The following is a 16,910-nucleotide window of genomic DNA, read 5'->3' on the forward strand; positions in this document are numbered from 1 at the left end:
GATATGGACCAAGGGGTTCTTTCGTACCAGCACCACAGGGGCAAAACGTGGTAAAAATTTTATTGGCTTGGCTTACCAGCAGTTGGCTTTTGATCTTGATATCGGTTTCGCCTGCCAAGGCGTCAGCTGACTATTGCGATATAACGCGCACGGACCCAAGTACTGAGTACACATGGCCACTGAGTGCTCAGCAACAGTCCCCGGCATTTATGCACAAGGGGGACAACCAATATCTGCTCACGTGCGAGCTTGAGCACAGCGCCGTGTTTACATTTCAACGGTCGGGTGTTGAGTCTTATGCGTGGTTTCAAGACGGCATTGAGCAAGCGCCCTTGCCCGCTGGGGAGATTGCTTACGCTTTGCCGCGAGGCCAGGTTCAGGCGCAGATATACATTCGCAGCCACGTCGACTACACCCCAAAATTCCGCTGGTACCCTACGTCCGACTACATTGCCCTGAGTCAACGCCACAGCTTGCTGATGGGTATATTTTATGGCTTAGGCCTCGCCCTGGTACTGCTTTCGATTGTGATTGGCTGGAGAATGAAAGGCCATGCGATTAAGCCCTACGGCTTTTATATCGCTTGCCTGACGTTATTTTTCTTACACCAAGAGGGTCAGCTCTACTTATTTTTCGGTACCGCAGCGGTGCCTCTGCTCAACACCACGTACTTACTTACAGTCGGCTTGACTGTCTTCAGCGCGACTTGGTTTTTATCTATCTTTTTGCACTTAAAGCGCGACTTTGCGCGCTTGAACCGCGCGCTCATGCTGTTAGCGGCCAGCGTATTGGGCGCCGCTGTTGCGCGCGCATTTGCCGACCCTTTCGTGTTCGAGCTGCTATGGCAAATAGTTGGCATATTTATGGGTTATGCCACCTTAGTCATTATTCTTGCTTTATTCGTCCTAGCCTGTATTCAGGCCTACCGAAAAGTACCGGAAGCCGGCTTAGTATGCATTGCTCTGAGCGTGATTTTTGTCAGCATGTTTTTCCGCATTGTGTTGCTCAATTACAGCCCTTTTATGCAACGTTATGGTTTTGTCCTGGCTTTTGCCATTGAAGCATTTCTGCTGGCAATCGCCTTATCAAGGCGCGTTAATCGCATTGCAATTGCCCGCGATCAAGCAGAAAAAGACGCTAATATTGACCCCTTATGTAATATCGCCAACCGTCGCGGCGTGAGCCACGCACTCAGCAGATTCGCATCGAAAGCAAATTCGGATACATGCCACTACGCCGCATTTTATATCGATGTAGACAAGTTTAAAGTGGTCAACGACACCTTCGGTCATGCCACAGGCGACGCCGCGTTGAAGCGAATTGCCGCCACCGTGCAAGGGCGCATGCGCGCCGAGGATATTGTAGGTCGGGTTGGTGGTGATGAATTCATTGCGATTGCATGCTTTCAACAAGTAAGTGATGTCGAGTTAAAGTACCGGGAATTGCAGCAAGCCCTCGCTAATGTGTCGATTAGCACCCCACGAGGTCTGTACCCACTAAGTGCCACCGTCGGCTGCGCCCGCTTCGCGCAATTGCCAGGCACCTTAGACCAACTCTTGGCCGCCAGCGATAACGCCATGTACCGCGAGAAAACCCGTAACAATTCGGTCGCGGCAGTTTGAATGAGCGAAAGCCAATTCAAAGCCCCTTCACGCTCATACACAGGCCTCAATGCGCTCAAAAATGAGTGACTCCCGCTCCCTACTGTTCCCTGTTGCACTTTGCACGGCATACTCAAAATTAGCATCATCAAGCAGCGCTTGAAGCTGAACTCGAATAAAGTCTTTAAGCTCCCCATCCGCCGCGTTAACCTCAGCAACGATTTCTTCACGTCCGTCAAAGATATTAATCAAATCTTCAATATCGTGACTGTATAGCGCATCACCATTTCCGCGCCCCAAATAGGCCTCAAGCTTAGTCGCTACAAAATAGACTGGCTCGACGAGCTTGATAGTAAGCGTTTCAGTCAGCGTAAAATCCCGAGCAGTCGTCATCACATCGCGATACCAACGATTACTAAACCCGAAAATATCAGCATTGTCCGGCATAAAGTCTACTTTAAGCCGCCCCAGCATCATTCTGCAAATAACATCCTCGTCCATTGACTCACGAAAGCCCAATTGCCGTAAACGCTCTGCAAGGCAAGTCCAGTCAAAATAGCTACCGACATGAACAATCAGGTCGACATCATCGGTATATCTAACCTGCTCTTTGGTGAAATCATCAGTTAGAAGTAGCCCAGTGGTGCACCCTCCGATAAACACAAACTGAGGCAGCAATTCATCCAGAGCAGTTGCCACCTGGACCAGCATCTCTTTTTGGAAATTAATCTTACTCATGAGCTTACCCGCAACAGTTTACGCATCATGTCGATAGCGATTCCCCGTTCCCTGGAATGGCCAATCCTAACAGCATCGGTTAGCGCTAATAGTGCATAAGTTAAATCATCTGTTCGAATAGCGGCAAAGATATTTTCATGTAACGGCTGAACCGCCACACCTTTAGTCTGCCCTTTGAAATAAGGCCAAATGGGCGCAAGCTCCCCGGATGTCATTAACTTACCTTGCAAAACCGGCGCAGCAATTGATGTGGCGATTCCACGAGTCACCTCGCCTTCTTTTGCAGGAAAAACGTATTGGATACCGTATGCGATGAATTCAAGCAGCGCACGAGTGTTGATTTTAGGTAAGCCTGTTTTGCGATCGGCTTTTACTAGGCCTACGTCAAACATTCGTTTCAGACTTAAGCTAACTTGAGATTTACTGATCCCCGTGTCTTGCTCTAGGGCTCTTACGGAAAAAAGACTCTCAGTGAAGGCAACAGGTGGCGCATTGTTATGCTGAAGATCATCGCCCAGCCAATCGATAGGCGAAGCATGCGGCACTAGCAACTCTGCATCATACCGATTAGGATTGATCCAGCGCTGTGTGAGTGACTCTATTTTGAATAGTACGACGATATCTTGACTTTTCATTTCCCACCACCAACCAAGAGTCCTAAGTCCTAGGACACGGGACAACTATCAATTGCGTCTAACAAAAAGTCAAGGCTTAATTCTTAGCGCTGAATTGTAGAGTTGAAAACTGCTCATCTCATCATCAAGTAAATGCCGAAGACGCCCAACATCTGTGAGCGAGTTTCGAGCTCGCTGAAATAAAGATAACCAACAGACGATATGACAATAAAGCAGCGGATTAAAAAAGGAAGAAGATTGAGCAAAGAAAAAGCCGCAGCCTTTGTTTAAAAGGGCTGCGGCTCATAATTTGGCGGAGAGAGAGGGATTCGAACCCTCGTTAGGGATTAACCTAAACACACTTTCCAGGCGTGCGCCTTCAGCCGCTCAGCCACCTCTCCGGTAAGGTCGCGTATGTTATGGAATTTTCGCCACGCAATCAAGAGAAAGCGTGATTCCTCGTCGCTATTGTTGATTTAGTGCACAAATCGTAGCACTCGCAGTCCATCTTTGGCATGATTTGAATCATCGCCGTTTCGAAACGCGCTGTTACGACCGCTTGATAATGTTTTCGCTTAACTTGCGAATTTTACTGGCACCAAAATACACCAGCAAAAAAGCAATCGGCCATGCGATATAAAATGCGCGCCACCAACGAGCGATAAAGTCCCCTTCAACGCCGGTGTTAACCCAAGTGATCAGGCCGGTCATTAAAAACGACATATAGATCGACATTAACAGGGGGAATAGCAGGCTCTGGACCAGCTTAGAGGCTTTCATAGCCTTCCTTCCACGTCGGGTAAATAAAGCGATAGCCACTTGCGAGCAAGCGTGCATTGTTACAGCGCTTGCTACCGCGTGGGCCGACGCTATCACTGACCGGCAGTTCGCTCGCGTCAATGCCCATAATCGCCGCTAATCCTTCGACAAATTCGGACTGCTGAATCGGCAGATTGTCGCTGGCGACATATACATCTTCCACCGCACGATCAGCATAGAACCGCTGTACCAAATGCGATAGTACCCCAGCACAATCGCGCACATGAATGCGATTGGTCCACGCCGGGGTTACGGTTAACTCGCCACTCATCAGGCGCGCCACCATGCCTTCACGACCAGGGCCGTAAATGCCGGAAAAACGCACAACCGAATGCGGATATGCCGAGGCCCGCAGTAAGTTTTCCGCTTCAAGCAAGCGAATGCCTGAGAAACTATCGGGTTCAGTGGGGGTCGACTCATCCACCCATTCACCGTCACGCTCACTGTATACGCTGGTACTGGACACAAAGAGGATCAACGGCAGGTACTCAGGGTCGCAGTCCTGCAACGCCGCCAGCATCGCCTGAATAGGCTCTACGTAGCCCTGCTGGTAACCTTGGTCGCTAAATTCAGTAGGCACCAAGGTCAACACAATGACCTCTGGCTGCTGGGCGAGCAATGATTTCCAGTCTTCGACCTTGCGGGCGTCTGCGCGAATATGTGGAAACTCGGTTTTGGCAGGCGGGTGTCGTCTTGCTCCTGCCACATTGAAGCCTTGTGCGCTCAGTAGCGGCTGCAAACGATGGGCAATGTCACCAGCCCCCATCAGCAAAATCCAGTGGTTCATTGTAGGGCTCTCTTAGCGCTTCGCACGCTTAAGGTTATGCACGTATGGTTTTGGCAAAATCGAGCATGCGATTAAGCGGTATCATCGCTTGTTTACCGAGGTCCGGGTCGACATGAATTTCGTGTGCGACGCCGCCTGTGGTGAGTGCATTTTCAATCGCCGCCAGGCCATTCATTGCCATCCACGGGCAATGTGCGCAACTGCGACACGTGGCACCGTTACCACCTGTGGGTGCTTCAATGAAGGTTTTACCCGGCGCTAACTGCTGCATTTTGTAAAAAATGCCTTTGTCAGTGGCGACAATAAAGGTGTCATTCGGCAAGGTTTGGCTGGCTTTGATTAATTGTGACGTAGAACCCACCGCATCGGCTAGCTCAACCACGTTTTGCGGCGACTCGGGGTGTACCAGTACCGCTGCGTCAGGATATTGCTGCTTTAATTGCACCAAAGCTTTCGCTTTGAACTCGTCATGCACTACGCAAGCGCCCTGCCACATGATCATATCGGCGCCAGTTTGCTTCGCGATATAGCTACCTAAATGCTTGTCAGGTCCCCAAAGAATCTTCTTGCCTTGGCTGTCCAAGTGCTCAACCAATTCAAGCGCCATGCTGGACGTCACGACATAGTCAGCGCGTGCTTTCACCGCCGCTGATGTGTTCGCGTAAACCACCACGGTGCGGTCTGGGTGGGCGTCACAAAACGCGCTGAACTTATCGGCTGGGCAACCTAAGTCTAATGAGCAGGTCGCGTCTAAGGTTGGCATTAACACAGTTTTTTCTGGGGTGAGGATTTTCGCCGTTTCGCCCATGAACTTAACCCCAGCCACAATTAAGGTGTCAGCATCGTGCTGAGCGCCGAAACGGGCCATTTCAAGGGAATCAGACACGCAACCGCCAGTGGCCTCAGCCAGTGCCTGAATATCCGCGTCGGTGTAATAGTGCGCCACTAATACGGCATTCTTTTCCTGCAGCAAAGTTTTGATCCGCGCAATGTACTGCGCTTTGTCTGCGTCACTTAATGGCTTGGGCTTTGCCGGAAATTGGTAATCCAGAGTGTCCAGAGTTTCTACTTCAATCATACAACCTTCACAACCGCGTTTGGGTGACTCATGCGTCACAATACGCGCGCATTATACGAAAAGTTTAAGGTTTGGTCTAATCGAGGCTGGGGCATGCAGGGCGGAAACAAAAAACGCCAGCATAAGCTGGCGTTTTTCTTGAAGAAGTGGTGGGTCGTGCTGGATTCGAACCAGCGACCAATTGATTAAAAGTCAACTGCTCTACCAACTGAGCTAACGACCCACGCAGGGGTTGCAACTATGATTAAGGACAAGTGGTGGGTCGTGCTGGATTCGAACCAGCGACCAATTGATTAAAAGTCAACTGCTCTACCAACTGAGCTAACGACCCGTTTCATTTGTCCTGTGCAACGGCGGCATATATTACTGAAAAATTTCCGCCATGCAACCTTAATTAGCAAAAAAATTGCCTTTCGCTTAATTTTACGGCGAATCGGTTGTTTTTGCGACTTTTCGTAACTTTTTGATAACCTTTAGGTTACCGGTTACGTTGTGGGGCATGCCGTGCATGCCATTCCACCATTGCGCGGCGGCAGGCGCGGCCTGCCCTACCGTAAATTATTTAACCGTGTGCGTGCTAAACCGGCTTCTGTGCTGTTCGGATATTCATTGATAACTTGTTCGAAACGCTGGCGTGCTTGTGAATTGTTATTTTCACTTTGGGCGATAATGCCGAGCTTCAGCATGCAGTCGGCACGCTTATTCGATTCTGGGTAGTTATCCACGACTTCACGGAAATGCTGGCGTGCCTCGCCATACTCATTGCGTGAATACAGTAATTGACCCAACCAGTAATGCGCATTACCTAGGTAACCTGAATTCGGGTAGTTTTGAATGAAAGCCCGAAACGCTGGAATCGCATCATCATAACGACGCTCTTCAAGTACCAACGCAATTGCGCGGTCGTACGCTTGGTTTTCACTTAGATTGTCGGAGTAAGCAACACCGCCGCGATCATCACGGGTCGGCACGGCAACCGTTGCTGTCGCGTCTGACGATGCTGAACCACCACTGCGCATTTCACCGACACGACGGTCGATTTCCTGGTACAAATCGCGCTGCCGCTCCAGCACTTCATTCAACTGATGTGCATGCTCTTCGGTAATGCCACGTAGTTCGCTGACTTCGCGTTGCAAATTCATTAGCTGCTCGCCCATACGAATTTGCTGTTCGCCGCGTGCTTCAAGCAAACGCTCGACGCGCTCAATACGTTGCTCTAATGAATCACCAGAGCCAGATACGCTGGAAACTGGTGCCTGCGCAAATGCCACTGACGGCGCTGTCCCCATGGCGACGGCCACGAGTAATGTACTAACTTTGTTCATAACTTGCCTCTTGTACCACGACATAGCAAAGCCTGGCGGCTCAAATGAACGAGTGCCAGGCTCTGACTTGATGCGTATCTGTCACCAGCACCAGACTTGTAAAAGCCGCCTTAGCGGCTTTTACTGGTACTTAGTAAACTAATACTGCGCGACGGTTTTGCGCCCACGCTTGTTCGTTGCTACGACGTACTAATGGCTTCTCTTCACCATAAGACACCGTTGACATCTGTGAAGACAATACGCCTTGGTTCTGCAGGTAGTTAACCACTGCATTCGCACGACGCTCGCCCAACGCGATGTTATATTCTGGGGTACCACGCTCGTCAGTATGGCCTTCAATCACCACGCTCACGTTCGGGTTGCTTACCAAATACTCTGCATGTGCTTGCAGAATTTGACGGTATTCAGACGAGATGTTTGAATCGTCGAACGCGAAAAAGATGGTGTTTTCGCGACGTAATTCAGCCATCCGCTCACGGCGCTCTTCTTCAGGTGACAGCTGACGCTGTGCAGTACCTGTTTGCACACCAGCTTGCTGCTCTTGACGAGCACGCTCTTCCGCTGCACGACGCTCAGCTTCCGCTTCGCTACCAGTGTCCTGAGTTGAGCTACATGCCGCTAGAGTGATCATAGGCAGCGCGAATACCAAAGCTTTAACGAGTTTATTTACTTGCATGATAGTTGTCCTTCAAATTTCTTATTCACGGTAGCCGCAGCTACCTTTGTTTGGCTTGTTCTATAAAAAAGGCGACCAAGCCGGAGCCTTTACTTCCCCTTCTCGCGAAGGTATACGCGCTCGGAAACGTCCGTCTACTGACACTAATGCCAACACCTGCTGATTTCTATAGGTTGTACTATAAATAATCATGCTGCCATTAGGCGCCAGACTCGGCGACTCGTCTAACTGAGTTTCCGTCAAAACCTGAAAATTACGGCCTGACGGAAAATCCTGCCGTGCAATATGATAGCGACCGTTGGTACGGTTTACCATAATTAGTTGGCGACCATCAGGGGAAACTGAACCACCGAAATTAGCTTCACCTTCAAAGGTCAACCTTTGTACATTACCACTTTGAATATCAACGCGATAGATCTGTGCACGACCACCCCGCTCAGAGGTGAAAACAATGCTATTACCATCTGGTGCCCAGCTCGGTTCTGTGTCGATACGCCAGTGCTCAGTGAGACGACGTAAGCGTTGGTTACGTAAATCATGCACATAAATATCTGGCTGCCCGTCTTTTGACAGCACCATGGCTAAACGCGTGCCGTCAGGTGAAAATACCGGGTTGCCGTTAATCCCTGGATGCGAGGTAATACGCTCACGCTCCGTGGTGTAAATGTCTTGCACATAAATTTCTGAACGGCGGTTTTCGAAACTGACATACGCCAATTTATTGCCATCCGGTGACCATGACGGTGACATCAATGGCTGTGGCGAACGCAGCAGCACGCGTTCATTGTAGCCATCGTAATCAGCAACAATAAGCTGATAAGGCAACTCTGAATTATGGTCCACTAACACATACGCAATGCGCGTCATAAACGCGCCTGGTTCGCCGGTTAACGCTTCATACACCACGTCAGAAATACGATGCGCATACTGACGAAACTGGTTGTCTGGCACCACCGAGCTGCGGCCTTCCAAAATGTGGTCGTTGCTCACCACCAATTGGCCGCCCTGCAAGCTTTGCGAGTTACCTCCAGTGATTTGACCACGTAACGGGTCAATGAGTTCGTAGCTGACGCGATAGCGACCCACCGATGCAGGTTCAACATAACCGACTAACAACGCCTCAACGCCTTCGCGCGCCCACGCTTGATAATTCACCCCATTGTCACGATAAATATCACGCTGTGGCATGTCATCAAGGGCAATCGGATTGAAGCGGCCACTGCGACGCAAGTCATTGGTAATCACCTCGCTAAAATCATAGGGTGCTTCCCCGTCACCACGCCACACAAACGGCACCACCGCAATTGGGCGTGCGCTGTCGATACCTTCGGTAATCACAATTTCAAGCGCAGCGTTGGCTTTTGAGCTCATGCCAAGCGAAAGCGTGAGCACCGTCGCCCAGAGCGCCACTTTGACTAAAACTATATATTTCATATCAGCGTTCACACCTCTTGATTAAACTTCTGGCTCAATTCGTAATCGAATTTGACGCATTTCTTCATACACATCAGGGTCTTCGGATACGGGTAATGTGCCCGCGCGCAGCGCAGCCGCCCTGCCTGCTTCACAAACCGCACGATCACCCTCGCCAACCTCCACGTTGGTAACAAATCCATTGCGCGCCAAACTAATGGTTAATACACATGAACGACCACGCATTGATGCATCCGTGCGTAAATTGCGCTGAATCGCTTGGCGAATCAACGCTTGATAGCGCTCAACCTCGGTTAAAACCCGCTGCTGACGTGCCTGTTCACGCCGCTGGCGTTCTGCCGCCAGCTCTTCCTGAATTTGACGCTCACGCTCTGCCCGCTCCGCCGCCTGGCGCTGACGTTCCGCCTCTTCCTGACGTTGGCGCTCTTCTTCCTGGCGACGACGTTCGGCTTCCTGACGCTGACGCTCAGCTTCTTCCTGACGGCGTTGCTCAGCGGCAGCTTCTTCACGTTGACGACGTTCGGCGGCTTCTTGCGCGCGGCGTTCCTCTGCCGCAGCCTCTTCACGAATTCTGCGCGCTTCAGCTTCGGCCTGTTCACGCTCACGCTGAGCACGCTGGGCGGCTTCACGCTGTTGCTGTTCTTCACGCTGCCTGCGTTGCTCGGCTTCACGCGCGCGGCGCTCCAGCTCTGCCACGCGTTGCTCTTCGGCACGTTGCTCAGCTTCACGCTGGTCGCGAATGCGTTGCGCCGCCTGCTCGACCTGCGCCTGATCTACTGCAGTCGCTTGTACAATCTCAACATCAGGCTGCAGCATCGGTTGTGGGCTGCGTTCACGCGTTAACCAATCAAAGTCCATCCCGACCAGAAAAATAACCACTAAGCCGAGATGCACTAAAACCGCCTTGACTAAGGCGGCTTTCATGCTGGCCGTGGGCGCACCCTTCGGTGCTTGCTCGCCCGGCTCTGACTTTGTTTCACGTGTTGGTTCTGTTTGCTTCACCGTGTATCTCAACTATTCAATGTATACTTAGCGTCATGCCTTACTGGCTTCAACCACATGCCTAATCAGGCGAACGTGTCATCAAGCCCACCGATCCCGCGCCTGCGCGCTGCAAAAACACCATCAGTTCTACCACATCGGCATAGGGCACCGCGCCATCGCCGCGCACTATCACTGGGGTTTCAGGCTCTAACTGCAAGTGCGCTGCCACCAGCGTTGCCAGGTCAACCAACGACATTGGCTCTTCTTGGCGATCGCCCATGTTTAAATAGTAGTTACCTTGCGCATCGACTGAGGCCACCAAGGGTTGGCTTTGTTCACTATCCAGTGCTTCTGCTTGTGCTTGCGGCAGGTCAACCTCGACCCCTTGGCTCAGCAACGGTGCAGTAATCATAAAGATAATTAATAACACCAACATGACGTCGATATAAGGCACCACGTTAATTTCAGCCACTGGACGCCGCTTGCGCCGCGATGGAAATGCCATTTGCATTGTTATCCCCTTACTCGACGTTGCGACGCGCTGGGTGTTCTTGCTCAACCGCACCTGTGGCATTCATGCTCTGGCGCTGCAAAATGCCGGAGAATTCTTCCATGAAATTCATGTAAGCATTGTCGAGTAATTCCACCCGGTAACTAAACCGGTTGTAGGCCACTACCGCTGGAATCGCAGCAAACAAACCTAATGCGGTCGCGATCAACGCTTCGGCAATATCAGGCGCAACCATCGCAAGGGTGGCCTGCTGTACACTACCCAACGAGGTAAATGCGTTCATGATGCCCCACACCGTACCGAACAAGCCGATATACGGGCTAATTGAACCGATAGTCGCCAACCAACCTAAATGGGTTTCTAATTTTTCCATTTCACGTGAATGTGCCACCCGCATTGAGCGCTGGGCACCGGCTAGCACCGTCGCACTATCAGCATTTGGGTTACCGCGTAAACGTGCAAATTCACGAAAGCCACCGTGAAAGATGCGCTCAATACCTAATAAGTTGCCACCTTTGGCGCTAATTTCTTTATACAGACGTGCCAGGTCAACGCCACTCCAGAAGCGGTCTTCAAACTTTAGGGTGTCTTTGGCGGTATTCACAATCACTTTGCGGCGCTGAAAAATAATCGCCCAAGACACAATCGACATTGCCACTAACAGCAACATGACGGCTTGAACTAAAAGGCTGGCCTCAAGGATTAATTCCCAAATCGACAATTCATGTTGCACGCTGTATTACCTCTGCAATTGGGGCGGGAATCGCCACCGGTTTCATCTGTTGAATGCTAACACACGCCGCTTTGACGTATGCGGTACATAAAAGTTGCTGGTGTTGATTAAAAATCTGTTGTTCAAACGCGACGGTTGCCCGTTTCACCTGAGTTACCTTAGTACAAATGTTAAGCAAGTCGTTGAATCGCGCTGGCGCTCTCAAATCAAGCTCCACATGGCGCACCACAAACGCAGTGCCACTGTGCAGCCAACCGTCCTGTTCAATGCCAAGTGAACGCAACCATTCGGTGCGCCCGCGCTCGCAAAACTTTAGGTAATTGGCGTAGTAAACGATACCACCCGCGTCGGTGTCCTCATAATAGACCCGTACGGGCCATTCAAAAACCTGCAAAATACGTCACTCGCTTGTTTGAATTGTTAATTTACTATACCCCATGCAGAAGGCCAATTTAAAGGCATCGCAAAAGCTTATTTTCGGCGTAAAAACTTAGTAAAACCTCGGGCTTAACCAGACATCAAAGCAAACCAATCAGGCGTGCATTTAGCCAGACTTTTATTAATTGTTCAATTATTCAGCTTGGATATATTTTCCATTATAAAACAGCTAGTTAACAAATACGTCGAGATTGATATGGTTAAAAATCAAACTCAACAAACCAGTAACAGATTACTTTAATTAATGCGAGATGGGATTAATTCTCGTTTGAAACTGGTCAGCTCAGCGCTATAATAAGCACATCTTTCAGGGGGAAACGTTGGAAACAGACCTGAAATGCGGATTTCTTAAGAATTGTTGTCGCACTTCTTAATGTAGTTCCTGGATTTATTCCTCCTTGTTGTTGTTTTGCCCGCTCACTGAGCGGGCTTTTTTTTGCCCGCTATGTTGATAGCAAAAACAGACAACAAGCTGTTACGCTTTGGTTAAGCCAAAGTGTTGGTAAGCGTGCTGAGTTGCGATACGCCCGCGTGGGGTGCGCTGAATAAAGCCTTGCTGAATTAAAAATGGCTCCAGCACATCTTCAATGGTGTCTTTTTCCTCACCAATGGCCGCCGCCAGATTGTCCAAGCCAACTGGGCCGCCCATAAACTTTTCCATAATCGCCAGCATCAGCTTACGGTCCATGTAATCAAAACCCGCTTTATCGACATCTACCATGTCGAGTGCCGCCGCCGCGACCTCACGATTGATCACGCCATCGGCGCGCACCTCCGCGTAGTCACGCACGCGGCGTAATAGGCGGTTAGCAATTCTGGGGGTGCCGCGTGAACGTGCCGCAACCTCATGCGCGCCTGCTTGATCCATGTTTAAATTAAGATAGTCTGCCGAACGCTGCACTATGCTAGTGAGCTCTTCCACTGAGTAGAATTCTAAGCGCTGTACAATGCCAAAGCGATCCCGCAGCGGCGAGGTCAAGGCGCCAGCGCGTGTGGTTGCACCCACTAAAGTAAAAGGCGGTAAGTCCAGCTTGATGGAGCGCGCCGCTGGGCCCTCACCAATCATGATATCGAGCTGATAGTCTTCCATAGCAGGGTAAAGAATTTCTTCTACCACAGGGCTTAAACGGTGTATCTCATCAATAAACAGCACATCGTTTTCTTCCAAATTGGTAAGCAAGGCAGCGAGATCGCCGGCCTTTTCTAACACAGGCCCAGACGTGGTTTTAATCGACACCTGCATTTCATTGGCAATAATATTCGCCAACGTGGTTTTACCCAGCCCCGGCGGGCCAAAAATAAGCACATGATCAAGTGCGTCACTGCGCTTGCGCGCCGCCTCAATATAGATGCTCATTTGCTCAACGACATGCGCCTGGCCGGTGTAATCGGCCAATAACTTGGGGCGTATGGCGCGGTCGATGATCTCATCTTCCTGAGTCGCCCGCCCTTGAACCATGCGGTCAGCTTCTATCATGTTTGCATCTCCAACTTACACCATGGACTTCAAGGCTTGACGAATAATAGCCTCAGAATCCATGTCGGCCTTCGCCACTTGCTTGACCGCCTTTTCTGCCTGCGCTGGTTTATAGCCAAGCGCCAATAATGCGCTTAGGGCATCGTCCAGCGGGTTCTCAACGCTGACCATTAAAGCAGGTTCAGGGTCGCTGCTACTCGGATCAAAGCCCGCATTGGCGCCAAAATCTTTAAGTCGGTCGCGCATTTCAATCACTAAGCGTTCCGCGGTCTTTTTGCCTACGCCAGGTATCTTGACCAATGTCGACACATCACCTTGCTGCACGCTGGCAACAAACTGCCCTGCCGACATGCCGGACATAATCGCCAGTGCCATTTTCGGGCCCACACCTTGGGCTTTAATGAGCTGCCGAAACAACGCGCGCTCGTTCAGGGTATTAAAACCAAACAGTAGTTGCGCATCTTCGCGCACCACAAAGTGCGTCCACAATGCGACCGTTTGTCCCACTGCAGGCAATTCGAAAAAGCAGCTCATTGGTAGCTGTATTTCGTAACCAACCCCTTGTACGTCAACGAGTAAGTCGGGGGCTTGTTTGTAAACAATAACGCCTTCTATACGGCCTATCATGCCAAGTCCTTGTTGATTTCAATTCAGCGCCGGTAAGCGGCTAGATTTGCTGATTGGAGGCAGCCATCAGCATACCCCAACCTTTGGTTAGCGCAAGCGCCTACGGACGGTTTTACGCGCAGCACCCGCCATTGAGACTAAACTTTGACGGGTATGACAATGGCAAATGGCAACGGCTAACGCATCAGCGGCATCCGCTTGGGGCGTCACCGGTAGCTTTAACATTTGCACCACCATGTGCTGCACCTGAGTTTTGTCGGCACCACCGGTACCTACCACGGCTTGCTTGATTTGGCGTGCAGAGTATTCGGCGACCACTAAATCGTGACGCGCAGCTGCCACAATCGCCGCGCCACGCGCTTGCCCAAGTTTGAGGGCTGAATCAGGATTGCGCGCCATAAACACTTGCTCAATGGCGAACTCAGTTGGTTGAAACTGTGCGATGAGCTCGGCGACGCCATCGTGAATAATGCGCAAACGCTCGCCGAGGGGTTTATCTTCGTTCGCTTTGACAATGCGAATACAGCCGCTACCTAAATACTCGATTCGACTTCCGGTTTGCTTGACTAAACCATAGCCGGTCAAGCGTGAACCAGGGTCGATGCCGAGTATAATGGCCACGGCTAACGCCTTAGCCCTGCTTAGTGTCGTTCAGTGCAATACCAAGCTCAGCTAAAGCCGCAGGGTTTGCTGCACCCGGCGCGTCGGTCAATGGGCACGCTGCCGTAGTAGTTTTCGGGAATGCAATCACGTCACGAATTGAGCTTGCACCCACCATCAGCATCACCAAGCGGTCAAGACCAAAAGCTAAGCCCGCATGCGGTGGGGTGCCGTACTTCAAAGCATCCAGTAAGAAACCAAACTTCTCACGTGCTTCTTCATCACTGATGCCTAGAATTCTAAATACCGCAGCCTGCATGGATTGCTCGTGAATACGCACCGAACCACCACCTACTTCCACACCGTTAAGTACCATGTCGTAGGCGTTTGATAAGGTGCCTTCAGGGTTCGCTTCCAACTCAGTACTGCTCACGCCTACTGGCGCTGTAAACGGATGGTGCAACGCAAACAAACCTTCATCAGTGGCTTCAAACATCGGGAAGTCAACCACCCATAATGGGCGCCAGCCTTCAGCCACTAGGTTCAGGTCTTCGCCTAACTTTAAGCGCAATGCGCCAAGGGCCTCAGATACCACGGTTTGGTTGTCCGCGCCGAAGAACAGGATATCACCGTCCGCCGCTTCCACGCGTGCCAATAACGCATCAAGTTCTGCATCTGGAATAAACTTCAAAATAGGTGACTGCAAACCGTCGCGGCCAGCATTCATATCGTTGACTTTGACCCAAGCTAAACCTTTCGCACCATAGATTTCGACAAACTTGGCATAGTCGTCGATATTCTTACGGCTCAATTGCGCCGCTGCACCTGGTACTTTGATCACCGCCACACGCCCTTTCGGGTCGTTGGCAGGGCCTGAAAACACTTTAAACTCAACGTCTTTAAGAATATCAGCGACATCGACTAGCTCAAGCGGGTTACGCAAATCCGGCTTGTCTGAGCCAAAGCGACGCATCGCTTCGCTATAAGGCATAGTTGGGAAGTCGCCGAGCTCGACATCCAGCATGTCGTTAAACAACTGGCGTACCAATTTCTCTGTCACTTCACGCACTTGCTCTGCGCTCATAAATGACGTTTCGATATCAATTTGAGTAAATTCAGGCTGACGGTCTGCGCGTAAGTCTTCATCGCGGAAACACTTCACGATTTGATAATAACGGTCAAAGCCTGACATCATCAGCAATTGCTTAAATAGCTGCGGCGACTGTGGCAGCGCGAAAAACTTGCCTTTGTGCGTGCGGCTCGGCACTAAGTAGTCACGTGCGCCTTCTGGGGTTGCGCGGGTTAACATCGGTGTTTCGATGTCTAAAAAGCCGTTATCGTCTAAAAAGCGACGGACTGAGCTTGCTACTTTTGCACGGAATTGCAGGCGCTGATTCATCAGCGGACGGCGTAAATCAATATAGCGATAGCGTAAACGCTGCTCCTCGCTGACTTCGCTATTAAAGTCGATAGGAAGCGGCTCTGAGCGGCTTAAAATGGTCAGTTCTGTGGCAATAATTTCGACTTTACCCGTCGCCATGCTGTCATTCACTTGGCTCTCAGGGCGGTTCTTCACGGTGCCTTGAATTTGAATACAAAACTCTTGGCGCAAGCTATCAGCATGCTCAATGGCCGCAGTTTGCTGTGGGTCGAATACCACTTGCACTACGCCTTCACGATCGCGCATATCAATGAATATTACCCCGCCTAAATCACGGCGACGGTTGACCCAACCAGCTAAGGTTACCTGTTGTCCGGTTAAGGTTTCATTGACTTGTCCACAATAATGGCTGCGCATGCTAATCATCCTGTCGTAATATGCTGTTAAAGGCGTTCAAATTAAGGCGACCTAGTATATAGAACTGAGCTTAAATGTCATCACTGTCGATGTCTGCTTTCGGTGACTGCTCCCCGTCCTAGCGCTAAAGCGCCACGGGCGAGGCTTCCAACTTCTCAGGCAGCAACTGGTTCGTGACCAGATTGACGCTTGCCTCCATTGGCAGAGACCGACAGTCCTGCGGCCTTTAATGTCAAAATACCCTGCGCTCGAATGTTCAGCGCAGCATTAAGGTCTCGATTATGCCTGATTAAACAAGCAGGACACTGCCAGTCGCGCACTTTAAGCGACAACGCTTCCAGCTTGTGTCCGCAGAAAGAGCAGGTCTTTGAGCTGGCAAACCATTGATCAATTTTAACCAGATGCTTGCCTTGCTCTTTGGCTTTGTACTCCAGCTTTTGAATCAAGCCTGACCAACTGGCATCGGCAATGTGCTTGGACAATTTCCTGTTCTTCAGCATGTTTTTGACTTTCAGTGTCTCGACAATCACCGCTTGGTTTTCGTCAATAAGTTGCCGAGACAGTGTGATGCTTTTCAGTTTTCCTTCAACCTTGCGGTGAATACGCGCCTTGATAGGATCCATCTTTGGGATTTTGATCCAATTATCACTGCAATCAAAGTGATAGGTGC

18 protein-coding genes and 3 tRNA genes are annotated in these 16,910 nt (G+C 50.6%); 1 reads left to right on the forward strand and 20 read right to left on the reverse strand.

All coding sequences use genetic code 11. The features are described from left to right. Positions 1 to 47: 47 nt before the first annotated feature. Complete coding sequence (locus CWE07_RS04370) at positions 48 to 1,622, forward strand: sensor domain-containing diguanylate cyclase (protein ID WP_111568586.1); 1,575 nt, start codon at positions 48 to 50, stop codon at positions 1,620 to 1,622. 33 nt (positions 1,623 to 1,655) lie between these two features. On the opposite strand, the gene CWE07_RS04375 is transcribed toward CWE07_RS04370, so the two are convergent. From CWE07_RS04375 to CWE07_RS04470, 20 genes are all read right to left on the reverse strand, one after another. Beyond that, the gene (locus CWE07_RS04375; RefSeq protein ID WP_111568585.1) at positions 1,656 to 2,339 is read right to left on the reverse strand and encodes a hypothetical protein; all 684 of its coding nucleotides are present in this window, start codon (positions 2,337 to 2,339) and stop codon (positions 1,656 to 1,658) included. Next, positions 2,336 to 2,974: a hypothetical protein gene (locus CWE07_RS04380; protein ID WP_111568584.1), complete on the reverse strand. Its 639-nt coding sequence runs from the start codon at positions 2,972 to 2,974 to the stop codon at positions 2,336 to 2,338. Before CWE07_RS04380 ends, CWE07_RS04375 begins: the two co-directional genes overlap by 4 nt. Positions 2,975 to 3,264: 290 nt before the next feature. Beyond that, a tRNA-Ser gene (locus CWE07_RS04385) sits at positions 3,265 to 3,354 on the reverse strand. A 148-nt stretch (positions 3,355 to 3,502) separates the two neighbouring features. After that, positions 3,503 to 3,733: a DUF2798 domain-containing protein gene (locus CWE07_RS04390; protein WP_111568583.1), complete on the reverse strand. Its 231-nt coding sequence runs from the start codon at positions 3,731 to 3,733 to the stop codon at positions 3,503 to 3,505. Continuing rightward, complete coding sequence (locus CWE07_RS04395) at positions 3,720 to 4,559, reverse strand: sugar nucleotide-binding protein (protein ID WP_111568582.1); 840 nt, start codon at positions 4,557 to 4,559, stop codon at positions 3,720 to 3,722. The genes CWE07_RS04390 and CWE07_RS04395 overlap by 14 nt, the downstream gene beginning before the upstream one ends. Before the next feature lie 34 nt (positions 4,560 to 4,593). Further along, on the reverse strand, positions 4,594 to 5,637 hold the full coding sequence (nadA, locus tag CWE07_RS04400; RefSeq protein ID WP_111568581.1) for a quinolinate synthase NadA: 1,044 nt from the start codon (positions 5,635 to 5,637) through the stop codon (positions 4,594 to 4,596). Between the two features lie 147 nt (positions 5,638 to 5,784). Next, positions 5,785 to 5,860: transfer RNA gene (locus CWE07_RS04405), tRNA-Lys, on the reverse strand. A 32-nt stretch (positions 5,861 to 5,892) separates the two neighbouring features. Continuing rightward, positions 5,893 to 5,968: transfer RNA gene (locus tag CWE07_RS04410), tRNA-Lys, on the reverse strand. 217 nt (positions 5,969 to 6,185) lie between these two features. Beyond that, on the reverse strand, positions 6,186 to 6,962 hold the full coding sequence (gene ybgF / locus CWE07_RS04415) for a tol-pal system protein YbgF (protein WP_241974059.1): 777 nt from the start codon (positions 6,960 to 6,962) through the stop codon (positions 6,186 to 6,188). Between the two features lie 130 nt (positions 6,963 to 7,092). Then, positions 7,093 to 7,638, reverse strand: coding sequence for a peptidoglycan-associated lipoprotein Pal (pal, locus tag CWE07_RS04420; protein WP_111568580.1), 546 nt, complete (start codon positions 7,636 to 7,638; stop codon positions 7,093 to 7,095). Between the two features lie 60 nt (positions 7,639 to 7,698). Then, positions 7,699 to 9,009, reverse strand: coding sequence for a Tol-Pal system beta propeller repeat protein TolB (gene tolB / locus CWE07_RS04425; RefSeq protein WP_420836535.1), 1,311 nt, complete (start codon positions 9,007 to 9,009; stop codon positions 7,699 to 7,701). A gap of 84 nt (positions 9,010 to 9,093) precedes the next feature. Continuing rightward, positions 9,094 to 10,074 carry a cell envelope integrity protein TolA gene (tolA, locus tag CWE07_RS04430; RefSeq protein ID WP_241974060.1) on the reverse strand — a complete coding sequence of 327 codons (981 nt, stop codon included), beginning with the start codon at positions 10,072 to 10,074 and terminating at the stop codon, positions 9,094 to 9,096. A gap of 61 nt (positions 10,075 to 10,135) precedes the next feature. Next, positions 10,136 to 10,561: a protein TolR gene (tolR, locus tag CWE07_RS04435; RefSeq protein ID WP_420836536.1), complete on the reverse strand. Its 426-nt coding sequence runs from the start codon at positions 10,559 to 10,561 to the stop codon at positions 10,136 to 10,138. Positions 10,562 to 10,577: 16 nt separating this feature from the next. Beyond that, a complete protein-coding gene (gene tolQ, locus CWE07_RS04440; RefSeq protein ID WP_111568577.1) occupies positions 10,578 to 11,300 on the reverse strand; it encodes a protein TolQ in 723 nt (240 codons plus the stop codon). Continuing rightward, the gene (gene ybgC / locus CWE07_RS04445) at positions 11,290 to 11,697 is read right to left on the reverse strand and encodes a tol-pal system-associated acyl-CoA thioesterase (protein ID WP_111568576.1); all 408 of its coding nucleotides are present in this window, start codon (positions 11,695 to 11,697) and stop codon (positions 11,290 to 11,292) included. Before ybgC ends, tolQ begins: the two co-directional genes overlap by 11 nt. Positions 11,698 to 12,213: 516 nt before the next feature. Then, positions 12,214 to 13,215, reverse strand: coding sequence for a Holliday junction branch migration DNA helicase RuvB (ruvB, locus tag CWE07_RS04450; RefSeq protein WP_111568575.1), 1,002 nt, complete (start codon positions 13,213 to 13,215; stop codon positions 12,214 to 12,216). 15 nt (positions 13,216 to 13,230) lie between these two features. Next, positions 13,231 to 13,842, reverse strand: a complete 612-nt coding sequence (gene ruvA, locus CWE07_RS04455; protein ID WP_111568574.1) for a Holliday junction branch migration protein RuvA — start codon at positions 13,840 to 13,842, stop codon at positions 13,231 to 13,233. Positions 13,843 to 13,929: 87 nt separating this feature from the next. Continuing rightward, entirely contained in the window at positions 13,930 to 14,463 is a 534-nt protein-coding gene (ruvC, locus tag CWE07_RS04460) for a crossover junction endodeoxyribonuclease RuvC (protein WP_111568573.1), read from the reverse strand. A 10-nt stretch (positions 14,464 to 14,473) separates the two neighbouring features. After that, positions 14,474 to 16,240 carry an aspartate--tRNA ligase gene (aspS, locus tag CWE07_RS04465; protein ID WP_111568572.1) on the reverse strand — a complete coding sequence of 589 codons (1,767 nt, stop codon included), beginning with the start codon at positions 16,238 to 16,240 and terminating at the stop codon, positions 14,474 to 14,476. 155 nt (positions 16,241 to 16,395) lie between these two features. After that, positions 16,396 to 16,863, reverse strand: coding sequence for an RNA-guided endonuclease InsQ/TnpB family protein (locus CWE07_RS04470; protein ID WP_198679881.1), 468 nt, complete (start codon positions 16,861 to 16,863; stop codon positions 16,396 to 16,398). Positions 16,864 to 16,910: the final 47 nt, after the last annotated feature.

It is taken from the genome of Aliidiomarina maris (genome assembly GCF_003987335.1).
In the GTDB taxonomy this organism is placed as follows: Bacteria; Pseudomonadota; Gammaproteobacteria; order Enterobacterales; family Alteromonadaceae; genus Aliidiomarina; species Aliidiomarina maris.

Coding starts and splice junctions, on each gene's coding strand:
- CWE07_RS04470 (WP_198679881.1), bottom strand. CDS start 16,863: ATGGATCCTATCAAGGCGCGTATTCACCGCAAGGTTGAAGGAAAACTG.
- ruvB (WP_111568575.1), bottom strand. CDS start 13,215: ATGATAGAAGCTGACCGCATGGTTCAAGGGCGGGCGACTCAGGAAGAT.
- ruvA (WP_111568574.1), bottom strand. CDS start 13,842: ATGATAGGCCGTATAGAAGGCGTTATTGTTTACAAACAAGCCCCCGAC.
- pal (WP_111568580.1), bottom strand. CDS start 7,638: ATGCAAGTAAATAAACTCGTTAAAGCTTTGGTATTCGCGCTGCCTATG.
- CWE07_RS04375 (WP_111568585.1), bottom strand. CDS start 2,339: ATGAGTAAGATTAATTTCCAAAAAGAGATGCTGGTCCAGGTGGCAACT.
- aspS (WP_111568572.1), bottom strand. CDS start 16,240: ATGCGCAGCCATTATTGTGGACAAGTCAATGAAACCTTAACCGGACAA.
- CWE07_RS04395 (WP_111568582.1), bottom strand. CDS start 4,559: ATGAACCACTGGATTTTGCTGATGGGGGCTGGTGACATTGCCCATCGT.
- ybgF (WP_241974059.1), bottom strand. CDS start 6,962: ATGAACAAAGTTAGTACATTACTCGTGGCCGTCGCCATGGGGACAGCG.
- tolB (WP_420836535.1), bottom strand. CDS start 9,009: ATGAGCTCAAAAGCCAACGCTGCGCTTGAAATTGTGATTACCGAAGGT.
- CWE07_RS04380 (WP_111568584.1), bottom strand. CDS start 2,974: ATGAAAAGTCAAGATATCGTCGTACTATTCAAAATAGAGTCACTCACA.
- nadA (WP_111568581.1), bottom strand. CDS start 5,637: ATGATTGAAGTAGAAACTCTGGACACTCTGGATTACCAATTTCCGGCA.
- CWE07_RS04390 (WP_111568583.1), bottom strand. CDS start 3,733: ATGAAAGCCTCTAAGCTGGTCCAGAGCCTGCTATTCCCCCTGTTAATG.
- tolR (WP_420836536.1), bottom strand. CDS start 10,561: ATGGCATTTCCATCGCGGCGCAAGCGGCGTCCAGTGGCTGAAATTAAC.